13 protein-coding genes are annotated in these 17,174 nt (G+C 35.1%); 3 read left to right on the forward strand and 10 right to left on the reverse strand.

Annotation, left to right across the window (positions count from 1 at the left end):
* Window positions 1-178 precede the first annotated feature (178 nt).
* Window positions 179-2,191 carry an MASE3 domain-containing protein gene (locus PRVXT_RS14650; protein WP_350343604.1) on the forward strand — a complete coding sequence of 671 codons (2,013 nt, stop codon included), beginning with the start codon at window positions 179-181 and terminating at the stop codon, window positions 2,189-2,191.
* 743 nt (window positions 2,192-2,934) lie between these two features.
* Window positions 2,935-4,413 carry a phytoene desaturase family protein gene (locus tag PRVXT_RS14655; RefSeq protein ID WP_350343605.1) on the forward strand — a complete coding sequence of 493 codons (1,479 nt, stop codon included), beginning with the start codon at window positions 2,935-2,937 and terminating at the stop codon, window positions 4,411-4,413.
* Here PRVXT_RS14655 and PRVXT_RS14660 read toward each other — a convergent pair.
* Window positions 4,406-5,689: a CapA family protein gene (locus tag PRVXT_RS14660; protein WP_350343606.1), complete on the reverse strand. Its 1,284-nt coding sequence runs from the start codon at window positions 5,687-5,689 to the stop codon at window positions 4,406-4,408. The two genes, PRVXT_RS14655 and PRVXT_RS14660, sit on opposite strands and share 8 nt — an antisense overlap.
* 212 nt (window positions 5,690-5,901) lie before the next feature.
* Here PRVXT_RS14660 and PRVXT_RS14665 point away from each other — a divergent pair, with 212 nt between their 5' ends.
* On the forward strand, window positions 5,902-6,174 hold the full coding sequence (locus PRVXT_RS14665; protein ID WP_350343607.1) for a DUF1292 domain-containing protein: 273 nt from the start codon (window positions 5,902-5,904) through the stop codon (window positions 6,172-6,174).
* A 73-nt stretch (window positions 6,175-6,247) separates the two neighbouring features.
* Here the strand turns inward: PRVXT_RS14665 and PRVXT_RS14670 are convergent, their stop codons facing one another.
* The 9 genes from PRVXT_RS14670 to PRVXT_RS14710 form a co-directional block, all read right to left on the reverse strand.
* A complete protein-coding gene (locus tag PRVXT_RS14670) occupies window positions 6,248-7,294 on the reverse strand; it encodes an ABC transporter ATP-binding protein (protein ID WP_350343608.1) in 1,047 nt (348 codons plus the stop codon).
* Window positions 7,295-7,306: 12 nt separating this feature from the next.
* Window positions 7,307-8,953, reverse strand: a complete 1,647-nt coding sequence (locus tag PRVXT_RS14675) for an ABC transporter permease (protein ID WP_350343609.1) — start codon at window positions 8,951-8,953, stop codon at window positions 7,307-7,309.
* Window positions 8,954-8,963: 10 nt separating this feature from the next.
* A complete protein-coding gene (locus tag PRVXT_RS14680; RefSeq protein WP_350343610.1) occupies window positions 8,964-9,998 on the reverse strand; it encodes an extracellular solute-binding protein in 1,035 nt (344 codons plus the stop codon).
* A 331-nt stretch (window positions 9,999-10,329) separates the two neighbouring features.
* Complete coding sequence (locus tag PRVXT_RS14685; protein ID WP_350343611.1) at window positions 10,330-10,647, reverse strand: hypothetical protein; 318 nt, start codon at window positions 10,645-10,647, stop codon at window positions 10,330-10,332.
* Window positions 10,648-10,833: 186 nt separating this feature from the next.
* Window positions 10,834-11,721 carry an NAD(P)-dependent oxidoreductase gene (locus PRVXT_RS14690; protein WP_350343612.1) on the reverse strand — a complete coding sequence of 296 codons (888 nt, stop codon included), beginning with the start codon at window positions 11,719-11,721 and terminating at the stop codon, window positions 10,834-10,836.
* Window positions 11,711-13,369 carry a M20/M25/M40 family metallo-hydrolase gene (locus PRVXT_RS14695; protein WP_350343613.1) on the reverse strand — a complete coding sequence of 553 codons (1,659 nt, stop codon included), beginning with the start codon at window positions 13,367-13,369 and terminating at the stop codon, window positions 11,711-11,713. The genes PRVXT_RS14690 and PRVXT_RS14695 overlap by 11 nt, the downstream gene beginning before the upstream one ends.
* A gap of 21 nt (window positions 13,370-13,390) precedes the next feature.
* Window positions 13,391-13,819: a DMT family transporter gene (locus PRVXT_RS14700; protein WP_350343614.1), complete on the reverse strand. Its 429-nt coding sequence runs from the start codon at window positions 13,817-13,819 to the stop codon at window positions 13,391-13,393.
* A 129-nt stretch (window positions 13,820-13,948) separates the two neighbouring features.
* Complete coding sequence (locus PRVXT_RS14705; protein WP_350343615.1) at window positions 13,949-15,994, reverse strand: S9 family peptidase; 2,046 nt, start codon at window positions 15,992-15,994, stop codon at window positions 13,949-13,951.
* Window positions 15,995-16,220: 226 nt separating this feature from the next.
* The gene (locus tag PRVXT_RS14710; protein WP_350343616.1) at window positions 16,221-17,117 is read right to left on the reverse strand and encodes an MYG1 family protein; all 897 of its coding nucleotides are present in this window, start codon (window positions 17,115-17,117) and stop codon (window positions 16,221-16,223) included.
* Window positions 17,118-17,174 lie beyond the last annotated feature (57 nt).

The following is a 17,174-nucleotide window of genomic DNA, read 5'->3' on the forward strand; positions in this document are numbered from 1 at the left end:
AAAAAGGGACTATCTTAGATTAAAAGATAGTCCCTTTTTTATATTCCTCTCAAATTTGTATGCTTTATTATTCCTTATATATCAATATGCTGGAAAATTTATGAAGGGTTTTCCTTCTTTGTTGTCAAATAATACAATTATGACAAAATTTTAGTTCTATATAGGGAGGGTAATTTAAATGCAGCCATGCTTAGAAAACAAGCGAGGACCTATGAGAATTAACACCATACTTAAGTCTTTTTTCTTTTTAGTTTTTGTTGGATTGGGTGCTACTTTTATAGGTTATAAAAATCATGTACTGCTGCACACGCTAGCTGAACTATTCGCTATTATAATAGCTTTTACCATCACTGTAGTTTCCCTTTGCTCTTATTACGCCAATAAAAGTAACTTTATCGTTTTTTTAGGCATTGCCTATGCTTTTGTTGGGACTTTTGATTTGTTACATACTTTGGCTTTTGAAGGGGTGGGAGTCTTTCAACACTCATCAACAAATCTATCGGCCCAGTTCTGGTTAATAGCTAGATATATAGAATCCCTATCTGTATTAATTATGCCCTTTTTGTTAAACAAAACGATTAAAGCTAACTATTTGTTTGCTGCTTATTTTACCTTAGCACTTGGTTTACTGTTATCTATTTTTCGCTGGGATATATTCCCTACTACTTTCATCCCAGGAGAAGGTCTAACTACTTTTAAAATAGTAAGTGAATATATAATATGTTCTATACTTATAATAGCCCTTGTTCAGCTAGTAAAAAGAAGAAAAACACTTAACAACAAGGTATATAAGTATTTTATTTTAGCCTATACTATCACTATTGCTGCCGAAATTAGTTTAACTTTATTTGTGATTCCAAACGACTTCTTTTTCTGGCTCGGGCATGTTCTTAAAATAGCATCCTATTATTTTATCTATAAAGCTGTTATCCAAAGTATTTTACATCTACCTCATCAAAAACTACAGGCTACCGCCAATAGGCTTGAGCTTGAAATTGAGGAGAGAAAACAACAGGAAAAGCTACGTAAAAGTATAGAAGATGATCTTGTTAAAACATCTAAAATAGAGTCAATTTCCATCTTGGCAGGAGGTATTGCTCACGATTTCAACAATCTTTTAACTATAATTATGGGACAGGCTTCTTTAACTAAAATGTATGTAAAAGATAATCCCAGAGCTACTAAAGCCTTTGATGAAATAGTTAAAACTACCAACCAAGCTACTGGACTAACTCAGCAGCTTTTAACTTTTACAAAGGGGGGAGAGCCAGTAAAGAAGGCTGTTGCCGTAGAAGAAGTAATAGAAGAGGCATTAAGTCTTGCATTATGTGGTTCAAACGTTATTTCTGAGTTTAAAAGCAAAGAGGATTTGCACCTAGTTGATCTGGACAAGGGACAATTCAAGCAGGTTCTTAACAATCTCCTCATCAACGCCTGCCAAGCAATGCCAGAAGGTGGTCGAATCTCTGTAAAAGCTGAAAATTTATCCCTTTCTCAAGATGAGCTAAGTTATATACTTGATAAAGGAGAGTACATAAAAATATCAGTAGCTGATGAAGGAATAGGAATTTCCCAAGAAAACCTATATAAAGTTTTTGATCCCTTTTTCACTACCAAGGATAAAGGAAATGGACTGGGTCTAGCCTCCTGTTTCTCTATTATCAAACGTCATAACGGACATATTTCTGTTAAATCAAAAGAAGGTAAGGGCACTACCTTTTTTATTTATTTGCCGGCATCCAAAAACACCGAAAACACCTCTGTCAGCAAAAAAACAAAGATATATAAGTCTTCAGGAAGTATCTTAGTTATGGATGATGAAGAGGGTATCAGAAGTATTACAGCGAAAATGCTATCGGAGCTTGGATATGACCCTGTCTTTACAGTGGATGGAAAAGAGGCTTTTGATAAATATCAAGCGCAGCTTAATAAAGGAACCCCCTTTGATGTTGTATTACTAGACCTAACTATCCCAGGTGGCTACGGTGGGTCTGAGGCTGCAGAGAAAATTTTATCCCTCAATCCTAAAGCTAGGATTATACTTTCAAGTGGTTACTCCGATAAAAATATTAAAGAACATCTCTATCAAGGGACAGTATACTTTTTAAAAAAACCTTACACCTATGGACAGTTAAGAGAAACGTTAGAAAAAATCAAAAACTTTTCTTATCAAGATACCAGAGGTGCTTAGGTAAAAAATGCAGCTTTTTAGCTGTGTTTTTTACAGCTAGGTTAGGTGTTAAAGGCTTACGTCGCCGAGGTTGTGTTATAACTCTAGGGGAGGAGTTGATGTCTGGAGCATTGCAAAAGCAGAAGTCATTGCAAAAAACATCAGATAGTTTTATCCCAATCAGTTATCAATATGTACAACCCAAGCACAGGCATAACCACTGCGCAGGAAATTTTAAAACAGAGTAAGAGATGTTTAGACACTTTTGTGGCTACTGCTGGAACCGGAGAAATCCATTAGCGTTGCGGGCGAAATGTTAAAGATATATATACAGAATGTCAAAATGTACGTATTGAGTCTAAAAAAATTCAGTTATAGCGGGAGGACATCCTGTCCCTCACAACTTTTTTATAGTCCATGTCCAGCTTTATCCTTAAAACTTTAAATACAAGTGTTTTTGATATGATTATACATGTGACCGATGAGAAAGCAATTTAAACTAGTAAAAGTTTAGCCCACAAAGAAAGTTTTTTATGTGGCATCCGCTGGAGCTTCCACCTTTGTAGCTTAAATATGTCTAAAAAGCTAGGCCTAAGTAACAATCATAATCTGATTGGAAGAACGTTACTTAAGCACAGGACTACTATAAAGTAAGGACTGAGACAATAAAAAGAGTCTCAGTCCTTACTTTATTATAGGGTTTATTTATTTGGGGTATACTATGTTTTAGTTCTTAACTTACAATAATTTATAGGGTGATAAAAATGGGTAAAAAAGTCATTGTTATAGGCGCTGGGATCGCTGGTCTTTCAACTGCCGCAAGACTTTTAAGTAAAGGATATAAGGTAGTTATTTTAGAAAAAAATAAACATATCGGCGGCAAAGTGACAAGTATCTCTTCAAACGGATTTAACTTTGATTTAACAGCCTCTATTTTGATGAATCCGCAAAATTATAAAAGCTTGTTTGAAGATTTGGGAAAGAAATACCAAGATTATTTTACCCTCCAAAAGATAGAACCTAATTATAGAGTGTTTTATGAAGATAAAACCCACATTGATTTTTCCACCGACTTTACTTCACTACTAAAAACCGTAGAAGCGGTTTCTTTTAAAGACTCCCTTGGCTATATTAAGTTTTTATCCCATGGTTATAACAGGTATTTATTGGCTAATAAGACCTTTTTTCAAAAAACACAGCAGCAAATAAGCGATTCTTTCAGTCCTCTATCTTTGGCCATTGCTTTAAAGCTAATGCCACAAACTTCCTCTTATAACCATATTTCTAAGTTTATCCAAAGTCCCAAGATTAAAGATTTTTTAACCTTTCAAGCCTTTTTTACCGGACTATCTCCATACAAGGGACCCTGTATACATAGTTTATTATCTATTATTCCACAAGCATATGGACTTTGGTATGTTCCAGGTGGCATGTACTCTTTTGTTAAAGCTTTGGAAAAGGTGGTAAAAGAGCTAGGCGGTGTTATACAGACTGAGACTGAAGTAAAAGAGATTCTGATTGTAAAGGGTAAAGCAATCGGCGTCAAAACCGACAAATCCATTACACAAGGGGACTTAGTAGTTTGTAGTGGAGAATATGGGTACGCCGTTCAAAACATAGTGCCACCGTCACCGAAGTTACCTAAAATCGATAGTTTAGATTACAGCTGTTCTGCTTATGTCCTAAATCTAGGTATAAATAAAAAGCTGCCCCAGTTAGCTGTGCATAACTTCTACCTAGGGGAAAACTTTAAAAAAAATATAGAATGTATTTTTAAGGGAATTCTACCTGCTAACCCCTCCTTATATATCTATTGTCCCAGCGTTCTCGATAAAGAGAGGGCCCCGCAGGGAAGCGAAACTATAAATGTTATCGCTAGAGTCCCTAACCTTAAAAGCAAACCTTATTGGGATAGTAGGACCATTAGGTTATTAGAACACAGAGTTATAAGAAACCTCAAAAAAATCAGTGGACTAGCAGATATAGATAAACATATAGTTTACAAGAACCTTACTCAACCAAAAGACTTTGAAACAACCTGGAATTGTTATAAGGGAGCTGCTTTTGGCATAGGTCCAACAGTTTCTCAAACTAACTATCTACGTCCCCATTTTAAGTCTCCCTCTGCCGATAATCTTTATTTTGTTGGGGACTCGTTACACCCTGGTGTAGGGATATCTATGGTGTTGCTAAGCAGTAAGCATTTAATTCATGAACTTGAACATCAAAATACAACTAATTAGCAACAGGTAGTGTGTATTCTGAGTCTAAAAAAACATTTTTTATGTTTTCTCCTAAAACATGTTCCACCGTAGTTGTTTTTGACTGTTTTGCTCTTTTTAAAGCTTGTCCTGTTAGATTGAACTTTTCTGGAGAGCTAACAGCTTCTGTAAGGGGAATTATTTCATACACATATTTCCCTTCCTTTAAATAACGATTAACCCATGTTGGTATAATAGTTACTGACTCAATCTCAATTTTATTTTTTGATACATCCTTTGTAATATTAACATTAACAATTAAACCATCTTCAGTATACCTGTTTTCCAATGTTTCATATCTTTGATTGGAAATAAAGTTCCCCATAGAATAAACTACTAAAGTTTCATGCTCTCCATCTGTTGATTCATACCATTGAATTGGTTGTACCACATGTGGATGACTGCCAAAAATAATATCTACACCGCTATCAGCTAACGACTGTGAGATCTTTTGTTGATAAGAGTTAGGTTCTCTATGATATTCACTACCCCAGTGCATGTAAAAAATTATAACTTCTGCACCTTCCTCTTCCATCTTCTCAACTCTCTGCACCATTGTTTTAAGATCTTCATCTAAATTTTGATAGCTAAAACTATCTATAAGGGGCTCTACAGTGTGTGGTATTGTTATTCCGTTTATCGTCCGATGTCCATTAACTATAGGTGTTTCATATGTGTAAGCAGAAACACCTACTTTAATTCCATCTACGTCGAAAATCTCATAACTCTTTTCCTCTTTGCTCCTTCTAGTCCCGATAGAAGCTAACCCTTTTTTCTCCAAAACATCTAGTGTTCGTAACATACCAGACTTGCCGGTGTCATAGGTATGATTATTTGACGTCGATATTCCATGAAAACCCGCTTTAAAAAGCCCTTCTGCCAGTTCATCTGGGGCATTAAAAAGAGGAAATCCAGAATAACCCCTTTCGTGTCCTGCCAGAGTTGTTTCTAAATTTGCCAACGCTAAATCCGAGTCTTGGATATGAGGTTTAATATATTTAAAATTGTTGTTAAAATCATATTCTCCAGTACCTTGATCATATTGGGCGTTAATTTGAGGTTGATGTGCCATTACATCCCCAACAGCACTTATCTGTATCGTAACTGGTTCTGGCAGCTCAGGTTTATTATCATCTTTATTTTCTACAGTTTTTTCTTCTTTATCTTCCTTTGGTTCATCTACATTTACATCAGTAGTGCATGCGGATAACAAGAAAACGCATATAACTACAAATGTTATATTTAGTATTTTTTTCACTTCAACGTCTACCTCCTACACTTTTTTTTTAAAGACGGTTCAAAAACTCCAGACTTTCTTAATTCGGAAATCATTTTGCTATTACCTATATTATCTTTATTATAGCATTTATACATAAAAAATGGCTTAGCTTTCTTATTTCTTTATAAAGTTGGGTTTTTTATATATAATATTAAGTAAGCTACTAACAAATAAAAGGAGTGCCAAAATTTATGACTTATAATTTAAAAGATTTAAAGGAAAAACACAGAAAAAATAAAGATACTATAAGCTTAACACTACACAATAATAAAGAAGTAAAGTGTGATGTTTTGTCAATTTTTACTGTAAAAAATAAAGAGTACATAGCTGTTTTACCAAAGAAGTCTGAAACCGTCTTACTCTATCGCTACAACGAAAGAAATTACAGCCCTGTTTTAACTAATATCGAGGATAGCAGAGAGTATGCCTTGGTTTCTCACAGGTTTATGAAACTTAATCAATAACATGTTATTACAGTCAGCAAATTTGCGATAAAAAAAGTGTGAGCACCTATCATGGTGACCCACACTTTTTTTATTATACCACAGCCACAAAATCTGGCAGAACTCGAAAGCGAACTATATCTCCATCATTAACTATTTCATCTGGATGAAAGTGCATCAGTAGACTTTGTTTTGTGCCATTACCTAAATCAACTTCAATTTTCGCATCAATATTTTGTCCTGTATAAATAGTATCTAACACCCTTCCTTCAAATGGTCCGTTTTCATCTTTTTTTATACTCCCAGGGCGTATAGATACATAGACCTGCTCTTTTGCTTTTATATTAGGAGTATTCCTACAAGGAATGGTTCCAAAGCTTGTAGCCACACAAGCTTCACCTTCAACCACAACACCCTTTAAAATGTTAGTTTCACCCACAAAATTTGCTACAAACTTGTTTGCAGGGTTTTGATAAATTTCCCGTGGAGTACCATTTTGTTGAATAACTCCATCCTTTATGACCACAATTCTATCAGAAATTGCAAGAGCATCTTTTTGATCATGAGATACCAGCACTGCGGTGGCCCCAGCTTCTTTAATTATTCGCTTTACTTCCAAGCGCATCTGTACTCTCAAATCAGCATCTAAAGAACTAAAAGGCTCATCTAATAAAACCACAACTGGCCTACGAGCCAATGCTCTTGCAAGAGCAACCCTTTGCTGTTGACCTCCTGAAAGCTCATGGGGGTATCTTTTTGCAAGTTCTGATAACCCCACAAGTTCCAATACTTCCTTAACTCTTTTGGTTCGATCTTTACTTTTGTAACCAAACCCAACATTATTAAAAACATCTAAGTGAGGAAAAAGGGCAAAATCCTGAAATACCATCCCTACACCCCTGTTTTCAGGGGGGACCCACTTGGACTTATCGCTAACAAGGTTTTCAGCTAGTGATATACTACCACTGTCTGTTCTTTCAAATCCTGCTATTAATCTCAGAGTAGTAGATTTACCACAACCGCTAGGTCCTAATAAAGTTATGATATCACCCTGTTTTACTGACAAGTTGATATCATTAACAGCTGGTTTGTTGGTTCCAAGATAAGTTTTTGACACTGATTTCAATTGTATAGCATTCATTTTATCACCATCCTAGTATTTGCTTAACATCCACCTAAGTGGTATTAATGAAACAGCTATTATTATAAGAGCAGCTGGAGCTGCCATATGATATATAGCTTCCGTTGCCTCTATCCACACCCGAACAGATAGTGTGTCAAATCCAGGTGGTCTTAAAGCTAAAGTTGCAGGCAGCTCTTTTAAGGACGATACAAACACCAGAGCACCTCCGGCTAAAATCCCAGGTAAGATTTGTGGAATAATAACCTTAAATAACACTTGCCATGATGGAAGCCCAAGACTCCTGGCTGATTCATCCATCTTAGGAGAAACCAAGCTTAGGCTAGACTCACCTGATTGCATAGCTTGTGGCATAAAGCGTATTATATAAGCAATTGCAACTGCCATATAGGTATTGTACAACCAAGGTATATGCTGGCTAAACACAAAAATAAGTCCCAAAGCCACTATAACACCAGGCAAAGCATAGCCAGAGTAACTAAGTTTATCAATCACAGTTGTTATAATTGAAGGGTATCTAGATTTTAAGTAAATAATTGGAACTGAAAGGATCATGCTCACCAATGCTGCTATAGATGAAACTTTCAAGGAATTTAAAGCAAACCCCCAAAATCTATAATCTAGCGCTCCCTCAGCTATGCCCAGCCTTGCCCAGTATAATAATACCGCGATAGGTAATACCACAGACATTATAAATATCAAACTTGTCAATATAAGTGCCGGCCACTTGAACTTACCTAAAGGCAAAATATCAGGTTTCTTATGGGAGTTAGCTGATTGGTAATATTTTCTCTTTTTCTTTCCTTTTGACTCTAACCACAGTATAGCAACTGTTAACCCAATTAACATTACGCTAAGCACAGTAGCTGAAACATTATCAAAGCCTCCAATTTGATAATATATTGCAGCGGTAAAAGTGTTATAGCGAAGCATTGCTATTGCCCCAAAATCTGATAATACATAAAGGGCAATCAGTATTGCTCCTGCACCGATAGCGGGGCGCAAAAAAGGAAGGTTTACCTTCCAAAAAATTTCAGCTGTATTCATCCCTAACGATCTTGCGGCATCTTCAAAGTTTCTGTTCATTTTTTTTAGTGATGAACTGGTTATTAAAAAAACATAAGGATACGTAAACATCGTCAACACAAACACTACACCCCAAAAAGAATAAATATCAAATGGAGACTGTCCTAATACATCCCTAAACCAGCCTGCCGGCCCAAAAATAGAAATGTACGCAACAGCACCGACATAAGGTGGTATCACAAGAGGCAAAGCTAATATCCACCTCCACATCTTTCTACCAGGCAAATCACAACGTTGGACCAGCCAAGCTAGTATAACCCCTATCGTTACTGCCATAAATGTGACTACAAATGTAAGACTTAATGTGTTCCATAAAAGGCCTGGCACCCGATCATCTAAAAGTCTTAACCACCTATCAGCCCCTGCAAACAACGAGTTTATCACTACATAAATTATAGGAAAGGCCATAACAATCGAGATACCTAACCCTAAAACCAAAAGCACCCAACCAGGACTTTCTCCATACCAAATATTAGTCCATATCCTTTGAAGAAAAAGCTTAAAGGCTCGAAGGAAACTTCGAACCTTTACATCTTCAACTAACTGGTGTATTTTTAGTCGTAAATTGTCCATCTTATCTCTCCTATCTAATCTCTAAATCTAGACCAGATTTTTCTATCAACTCTCTTGTATCTTCCCAAACTTCACCTAGCTTACCCAGAGGCATATCATGAGTTTTATAATCGTCTATTCTGGCAGCCTCATCAATGGCCTCAACTTCAGGGTTTATTGGAACTTCAAGTGAATTATAAGAAAATTCTCTTTGATTTTCCGGTACCAAAATCCACTCTAAAAATTTCTTGGCATTCTCATCATTAGGTGCTCCATTTATCAAACCAACACCAGCCGCATTTACAACTGCTCCCATTCCATCTGCACCCTGGTCAGGGTAAATTACTCCTACATTGTTATTTGATGGTTCTCTTAGCTGTTGATGAAAGTAGTAATTATTGACAAGGCCAAACTTAAACTCACCTGCTCCGACAGCTCTTCTAATATCCCCATGACCTTGCATTATCCCACCAGCATTTTTCTTCACCTTTTCAATCCATACAGATGTCTTTTCATCGCCCCACTCATTTCTAAGCGCAGAAATATGGCCAATCATACCTCCGTTACCGCCACGAGTAATTGCAAATTGACCTTCGTATTTAGCTTCTGTTAACTCCCAAATACTTTTGGGTAAATCTTCTTCTAATACAAGATCTTTATTATACATTAACACCCGTGTACGAGCTGAAAGGGCAAACCAAGAATCATCCACTGCTCTATACATTTCATCAATAGAATCAAGTCCTTTAGGCTGATGACTTTGTAAATACCCTTCTAACCTAAGATGTTCTAAAGCTCCTACATCATTAGATATAAAAATATCGGCGTGAGCATTATCGCCTTCCTCTTTTATTCTATTTACAGCGGCATTACCAGCATGTAAGCTTTTTACCTTAATCCCAGTATCTTCTTCAAACTTATTTAATAAATCATCTACGAACCTTTCATTCCTAGCTGAATAAACAACTAATTCATTACCATCTTCGCTACTACACCCTGTTAATAAAAAAGAACCTAACACTAAAGCTACTACTAGAGTTACTGTAATTTTTGTCTTTGTTTTCATTAAATCCTCTCCTAGCTAATATTAAAGTTAAGTACGTTATTACTGAAAATCTTTCTCAAACTACTGTATAAAAAAATACTTATATTAAATTATTATTAGATTAAGCGAGAATATTTCTCACTTGGTTTATTATAATATAACCTTCCCACAAGCTCAACATCTAAATATTATGTATATCTCTTTATATCTCTATCTACTTCTTATTTATATAGATATCCTCTTTGTTTACGCAGTTCTATATAATTTATATGGTAATAGTAGGGAATAGGTTTTGTTAATAATAACAAAAAGGATGCCAAAGTGTTTGCTTTGTTGGCATCCTTTTGTTTTATTACTTGTTTATAAGGTTATGAGGCAATCTTTCTTCAGGGGTCATAGCTTCATAAAAGACAAAAATAGCTGTTACTATCCTCATTATGTTACGAAGTAAAGGTACCCATGATACAAATGCAGTGATTATCCCAAAAATATTCCCTCTTGTCAAACCACTAACCTCTTTTGATAAAAACAGTGATATCACGTGTAACCCTAAAAGCGCAAGCACTGGAATCCAGAAGAATCCAAAGGCTATTGGCTCCCCTAGTAACGAAAGGCCTATAAGCAACTCAAGTACACCTATAACCCATTTAGAAATTCTTGATTTTGACACTGAATAACCTCCTTTTATTTAACTTCTTGTAACCCTATTGTAACATTAATAAGGCTAAAATTCACTGGTTTTGGCAAAATATTTATAATATTAAGATATGTATATTCCCAACATACTAAAAAGTTCTAAACCTATATCATTTTATAGATTTAGAACTTTTTAGTATTACTTTTTTTATTGTCAACTTTAATAACTCTTTAAATTATCTAGCACCTTCAAGGATAATCTTCTTTTTGCTTGTTCGGTCCAACCAACTACTTTATCAGTATATATAACTTTATTAAGTTTCTTTAGCTCATTATAGTGCTTTCCCATAGCTGCTTTATCAAAAATAGCATAGTTGCCCTCTTTATCTATCCAGTTCATAAACTCTTCTACATCAAAGGTGGGCTCTAAAGAGGTATTTACTATAACCTTATTGTTATTTATCTTTTTTAACATAAATTTATCTAGCACTATAGTATTTCGTGGAAGGTGAGTAGAGATAATATCCACTTTTTCCAAAAGAGATTCTAAGTCCAGATATTGGACCCCTATATCTTCCACATCTTTTTTTCTACTTCTACTGTAATAGTATACGTTCATCCCAAAACTTTGAGCTTTTTCGGCCAACATTTTACCTAAAGTACCCATCCCTATTATACCAAGGTTCTGATCGGTAAGTTCTGTTTCCTCTTGTTTCCATTGATATTCTCCGTTGCCCTGAAACAACCTAATTAGCTCGCTAATAATAAACTCTATAACACCTTCATCACCATAATCCCGAACTCCTAAAACTTTAATTCCGTACTTTTTAGCTTCTTTAACGTCAACATTTGCACTATTTTCATCAATTAAGCTACAGCACATTCCAATATATTTTATATTAGGACATTTTGCTAAGACTTCTTTGTCAATAGGTGTGTTCCACGACACTAACACTGCATCGGCATCACCAATTCTAGAAATAATTTCATTATTTGATTTTGGATAATCTTGATAAGTAACTACCTTTTTTGCAAGAAAACCTAACTCCTCCACCACTTCATCTACTAATCCTGTATTATCTATTGCTACTATTTTATTAAACTTCATCTTTTCCCTCCAACAGTTCATTTATTAATTCAAATATTATTGTAGGAATTCGCTCAAAAACGTCAGGTCCATACACCCTCTCAGTAGTTTTATGCAAATCCTTTCCCCATGGCCCTATATTAACAACCTGCATATTATGTTTTTTTAACTTATCAAAGGGTATTTTATATACATTATCCCACCCAGGACTATTTTGTTTTATTGCATTTACATCTTTATCTTGACCAATAAATCCACAGTAACTGAGATCTGAAATGCCCATAAAATATTGATTTGATTGATATTGGATAGGGTAAAACTTTGAACAAATTCTATTTAGCCTTTCTTCTAAATCAAACTTCTGGCCCCCCTTTAACAGCTGGTTATTTATATGTGGATAGAAAGGTCCAGAAAGCGCTATTATAATTAAAGGATCACTTATGCTAATACTTTCAACAGTAAACTCTATCAATTTAACAGCAACCTCAGGCAAGGTAATTTTTTTGCTATGGAAATCCTCTTTAGCTTCTTCTAATTTTTCTTTATACGCTTTTTCAAACTTATCGCCATTTTCTTCTACAGCAAGCTTATAAGCTTCAGAGAAACTAAGAACCTCTGGTTCGTAATCTAGAGGTTCAAATTTTTCATTGTTCATTCGACAATACTGCCTATATGACAGCTCAATATCACTAATTGTTTGATCCATCGCCTCTGTACAGAAGTTACTTAAGTCATTTAAAATATCTGTAGGTTGCTTAGTAAAGGTTAACCAATTAAAAAAACCTACTGCCGCCTCTGGTATAGAAGCATCATAAACCTTTTTCCTATCTTTCAAATGCACCCAAATTGGTGGCGGTGTTGCATCTCTATGGTAAACATCACACATTTTTGGATTTAGCTCAGTTTTCCTTTGTATATTTGCCAAAATCATTGATGGGCTTACCCCGGCATAAGGATCACCGATATGACTTTTAACTCCTTTTATATAAACTATAGGCATGATTTTGCCTACAGATCCTTCGAACATAATTGCTTTATCTTTCACATTATTAAAGTATGGTTCTGAGTTTATCGCCAATATATAGTCTAGTTGGTGCTTATTGCTTAACTCATCCATCAACGAAATAGCTGATATCATACCTTTTGATATTGTTTCTTCATCGGGAACAGAAATAAATAATATATTTCCATTAAAATTTCTTAATTCGGAAAACTTATCTACAACCCCCATTTGCAGTGCAACGCCTGCTTTCATATCTGCCGTTCCTCTACCAAAAATCCAGTGGTCATTTTCAAAATCTTGAATTAAGCTCTTACTTTTTCTTTTTTTCTCCTTTAGCTTTTCTTTAAGTTCATCAGGCCTAAAAGCTACATCCCGAAATTTTCCGAACTCTTCTATTCCAATAGCATCATGGTGGTTAATAAGTACAACTGTTTTTTTACTCTGTCCCTTTACCAAGGCCCAAACTACTTCACGACGCAAGGCATCATCGGGCAAGGGGAAAGTACCCACATGCTCTGAATGTTCTTTAAAATAATTTCTTTGCTTAAACCAGTTTAAAATTAAATCCTCAATAATAGGTTCATATATTGAATTTGTGTCACTTCTTACAGAAACTAACTTATAAAATAGTGATGCAATTGTTTGCTGTTCTTTTTTACTAAACAATTAAACCACTCCTTTAGTCATCTATTTAGATTGAAAAACTAACACCCCTGCTATCATTATAAGTAACCCTACTGGTTTATTAAAAGACAATGGGATCTTTTCCATGCCAAACAGTCCAAAGGTGTCTATCGCTACTGCCACCAGTAATTGAGCAACCAACAGAATTGAAATCGAAAAAGCTGCACCTAAAAGAGAAACTCCTTTCATCGCACTAAAAACAATTCCAACTCCTAAAACACCTCCCAGTAAGTAAATTTTATTTACATCACCTATTTTAGTAATGTCTCCACCTTTTAGAAAAAATACTAATATTAAAGATGCCAAAAAACCTACTCCATGCACAATAGCTGTTGTTTCAGCACCGCCAATTTTTGCACTGACATTAGCATTAAAAGCACTTTGCACACTAATAAAAACCCCCGCTAAAATCGAATAAATGATTCCTAACATTATATGCCTCCTACTAGTTTAATTAAGTTATTAACTAGTATTATACCCTATTTTTGAGCATTAGTGTAGGAGATAAACTTTTGTTAACTTAAAGAGGAAAGCCTGTTGACTTTCAACCGACTTAACGCTTTAATTTTCGCAATAGTAGTTAAACCAGCTAATTAAACGCTCTAAAATGTCTAGCCTATGAATTGGTTTTGTGGGTCCGTGGAACTCATCTGGATATCTAATCATAATAGCTTCTTTTCCCAGCCTCTTTAAAGCAATATAAAATTCCTCTGTTTGAGCCACAGACACTCTAAGATCATTTTCTCCATGCATTAGCATTACCGGTGTTGAAACATTTTTTACATGCCCTATTGGAGAATGCTTAATTAAGTGATCATAATCCTCCCATGGGGTTCCACCATACTCATATTCATCTGCTAGTGTAATGTCTGAAGTGCCATATCCGCTGAGCATGTTGGTGACACTGGCCCCTGCACATATAGCTTTAAATCTATCAGTTTGTGTGGAAATCCAACATGCCAAATACCCACCGTATGACCACCCGTGTGCTACCATTTTTTCTTTATCTATAAATCCTCTTTTTAGTAAAGCATCCACACCTGCCATAACATCAGCATAGTCTTTTTCTCCCCAGTTTTTATCAATTACACATGCAAACTGCTGACCGTAACTTTCGCTCCCCCTTGGGTTAGTATAAAGTATTACATAACCTTGAGCAGCCAAAGTTTGACCCAAAAACATAAATGAAGGACCGTAAGCTCCATGAGGTCCTCCATGGATAAGTAGTGCCATGGGATATTTTTTTTCTTTGTTAAATTTAGGGGGATAAATAATCCAACCATTTATGTCAGTGTTATCATAACTCTTATAAGTAAATTCTTCCCACTTTCCTATATCAATCTCCGATGAAAACTCTGTATTAAAATTAGTAAATTGCTTTTCTTCTCCATTATAGACATATAGTTCAGTTGGTTTTGTAGGGGTAGTATAACTATAAATAAGTTTATCTTTTCCCACTTTTAGGTTTGAAATAGACTTTTTCCTGTCAGCTATGATAGGGCTAGGTTCTTTAAATGGAGTAACTCCATAAATAGCTCCTGCGCCTCTATCTAACATTTGAAAAATCAACTTGTCATTCTGCCATCCTTTAGCCCCAACTGCCATCCTGTCTAGCTGTGACATTACATTCTGTGCTTTATTACAAGTAATTGGTGTAGGATTACCTTGCTTTAGTTCAGTTATGAATTTTTTTACATTAATAACCCATAAATGGGCAGAGGTGGATGCACCTTCTTTGTTATCATGCCCTGAAAAACCAACATAGCTACCACATGGAGACCATGAAGGACTGTAGGTAGGGCCAGGAGCATCATAAATTTTATATCCTTCTTTTTTATCTAGGCTCCACAACCATAAATCAGTTTTTTGCTCAAGGTCTGCTTGTTCCGTTCTTCTTGCACTAACAATTATATAGTTGCCACATGGTGATAGGGTAGGTCCATTATGATCAAAATCACCATATGTTATTTGTTCACCTTTATCCTCTGCATCAGGTTCATAAAATTCAGGTACATCTGTTATAAAAACCTGAGATCTCGTATCACCAAAATAACCTAACCCATCTCTTTTATAGCTAAACCTTGTTATAACCTTAACAGCATTTTCTTTTTTCTTTTTATCTTCCTTTTTATCACAATGAGATTTATCTGCTATAGTCATTAAGCGTTCGCTATCATACTTAGGCGCCCCCGGATATGGAGTCCACTTTTCTCTATGGTTACTGAAAACATCAGCTGTGTAAAGAATTCTTTTGCCATCTTGTGTCCAAATAAGAGGCCCGTTAACTGACTCCTTTGTTTTTATCGGCCAAGCCTCTCCACCATCTAAAGGCAAAATCCATACCTGGCTTTTTTTATCCCTAGTAGAAATAAAGGCTATTTTGCTACCGTCAGGTGAAAAGGTAGGACTTCTATCTTTACCTGAAAAAGTTAATTGGCTAGTTCGTTCGTTACATAAGTTGGTTATAAATATGTTTGAAAATTTTTTGTCTTTTTCCTTATTTAGCTTTTCCTCAACAAATACCACTTTACTATCATCTTTGGCAATATCCATGTTTGAAATACTTTTCAAACGATAAAAATCTTCTGCTTTAATATTTCTTTTCAAAAAAACCACTCCCTATTTTTTAGTATTAGGGATTGCAAACTCTGCTCCCTCAAAAAGCTAAGTTTAGGCGAAAAGCCTGTCTTTTCACAACAAACTGAACTGCAATCAGTGCATTTTTATGACTTTTTCTACCACTTATGCTTTTAGTAATATCAGTGTAACAGAAGGAGTTGTTCTAAACAACAAAATAATTATTAAATATTTTAAACTTTTTTCAATTTTATATTTAACTTTCCAAAGCAGCCTTTGCTAGAGCTACTGTTCCGTTTAAAGATTTTGCTGCTGCAAAAAAAAGCCCACTATGACAAAAAACAGCATCTTCTACGTTCGTCAACTGAGCTAATTCAGCCTCTTCCTTGCCGCCCCATTCCTTTGGCAGTTTTATTCTATCTTTTCTATCTTTTCCTTTTACGGTTTGCAAAGCATACTTATTCAAATCTGGAAAAATGGTTATTTTTACTTCCTCTTTTTTGTCCAACTCTAAAATGGCTTCTTGCCAAGGACAATTTACATCTAGAATTAATATCTCTGGATTTTTACGTTTATCATAAGCTTCTTTTACAGGACCCCTTGCTTTAATTACCCCTACTTTTTGCAAAATAACATTATTTAATATTTGTTTTGAGAACAAAACACCTTGATTAAACCTTTCTTCTTCTTTTCCCTTAATATACCAAGGAGGGTTAAATCCTGATAAAATTGTTGTGATACTCATTGTTGAAAAATAATCATTTTGCTCTGGACGCAAACCATTATCCAGCGCATCTATCCCTTTGATTAATATTTTATCCACATGTTGATAGACCTCTTTTATATCTTCTTTAGATAAAGAGCTATCAAATAACTCAACTACTCTTTCACCAAATTCTCTCCATATAAGACCACTTGCAGCATAAGGAATTTTGTCATCTCTTAATTCTTTTTCCACTCCATGATGATCAAACTTTCCTCCTCCTACATCATAAACAATATCCAACTTATCCAAAACATCTGGGTTTCTAGTTCTTATTATTTCAACTTGAAAAATCTGTTGCAATATTGCAGTTGCCATCATTTCATCAGCATGAAAGCGCCCATCATGAGTTCCTATTTTTTTAAATGACTTTGCGCTAATTTTAATCACCTCTAAAAAACTATTTTCTTTTAGTATGTCTTTCCTATTGCAGTTATATAAAAAAAG

The organism is Proteinivorax tanatarense (genome assembly GCF_040267685.1).
Taxonomy (GTDB): Bacteria; Bacillota; Proteinivoracia; order Proteinivoracales; family Proteinivoracaceae; genus Proteinivorax; species Proteinivorax tanatarense.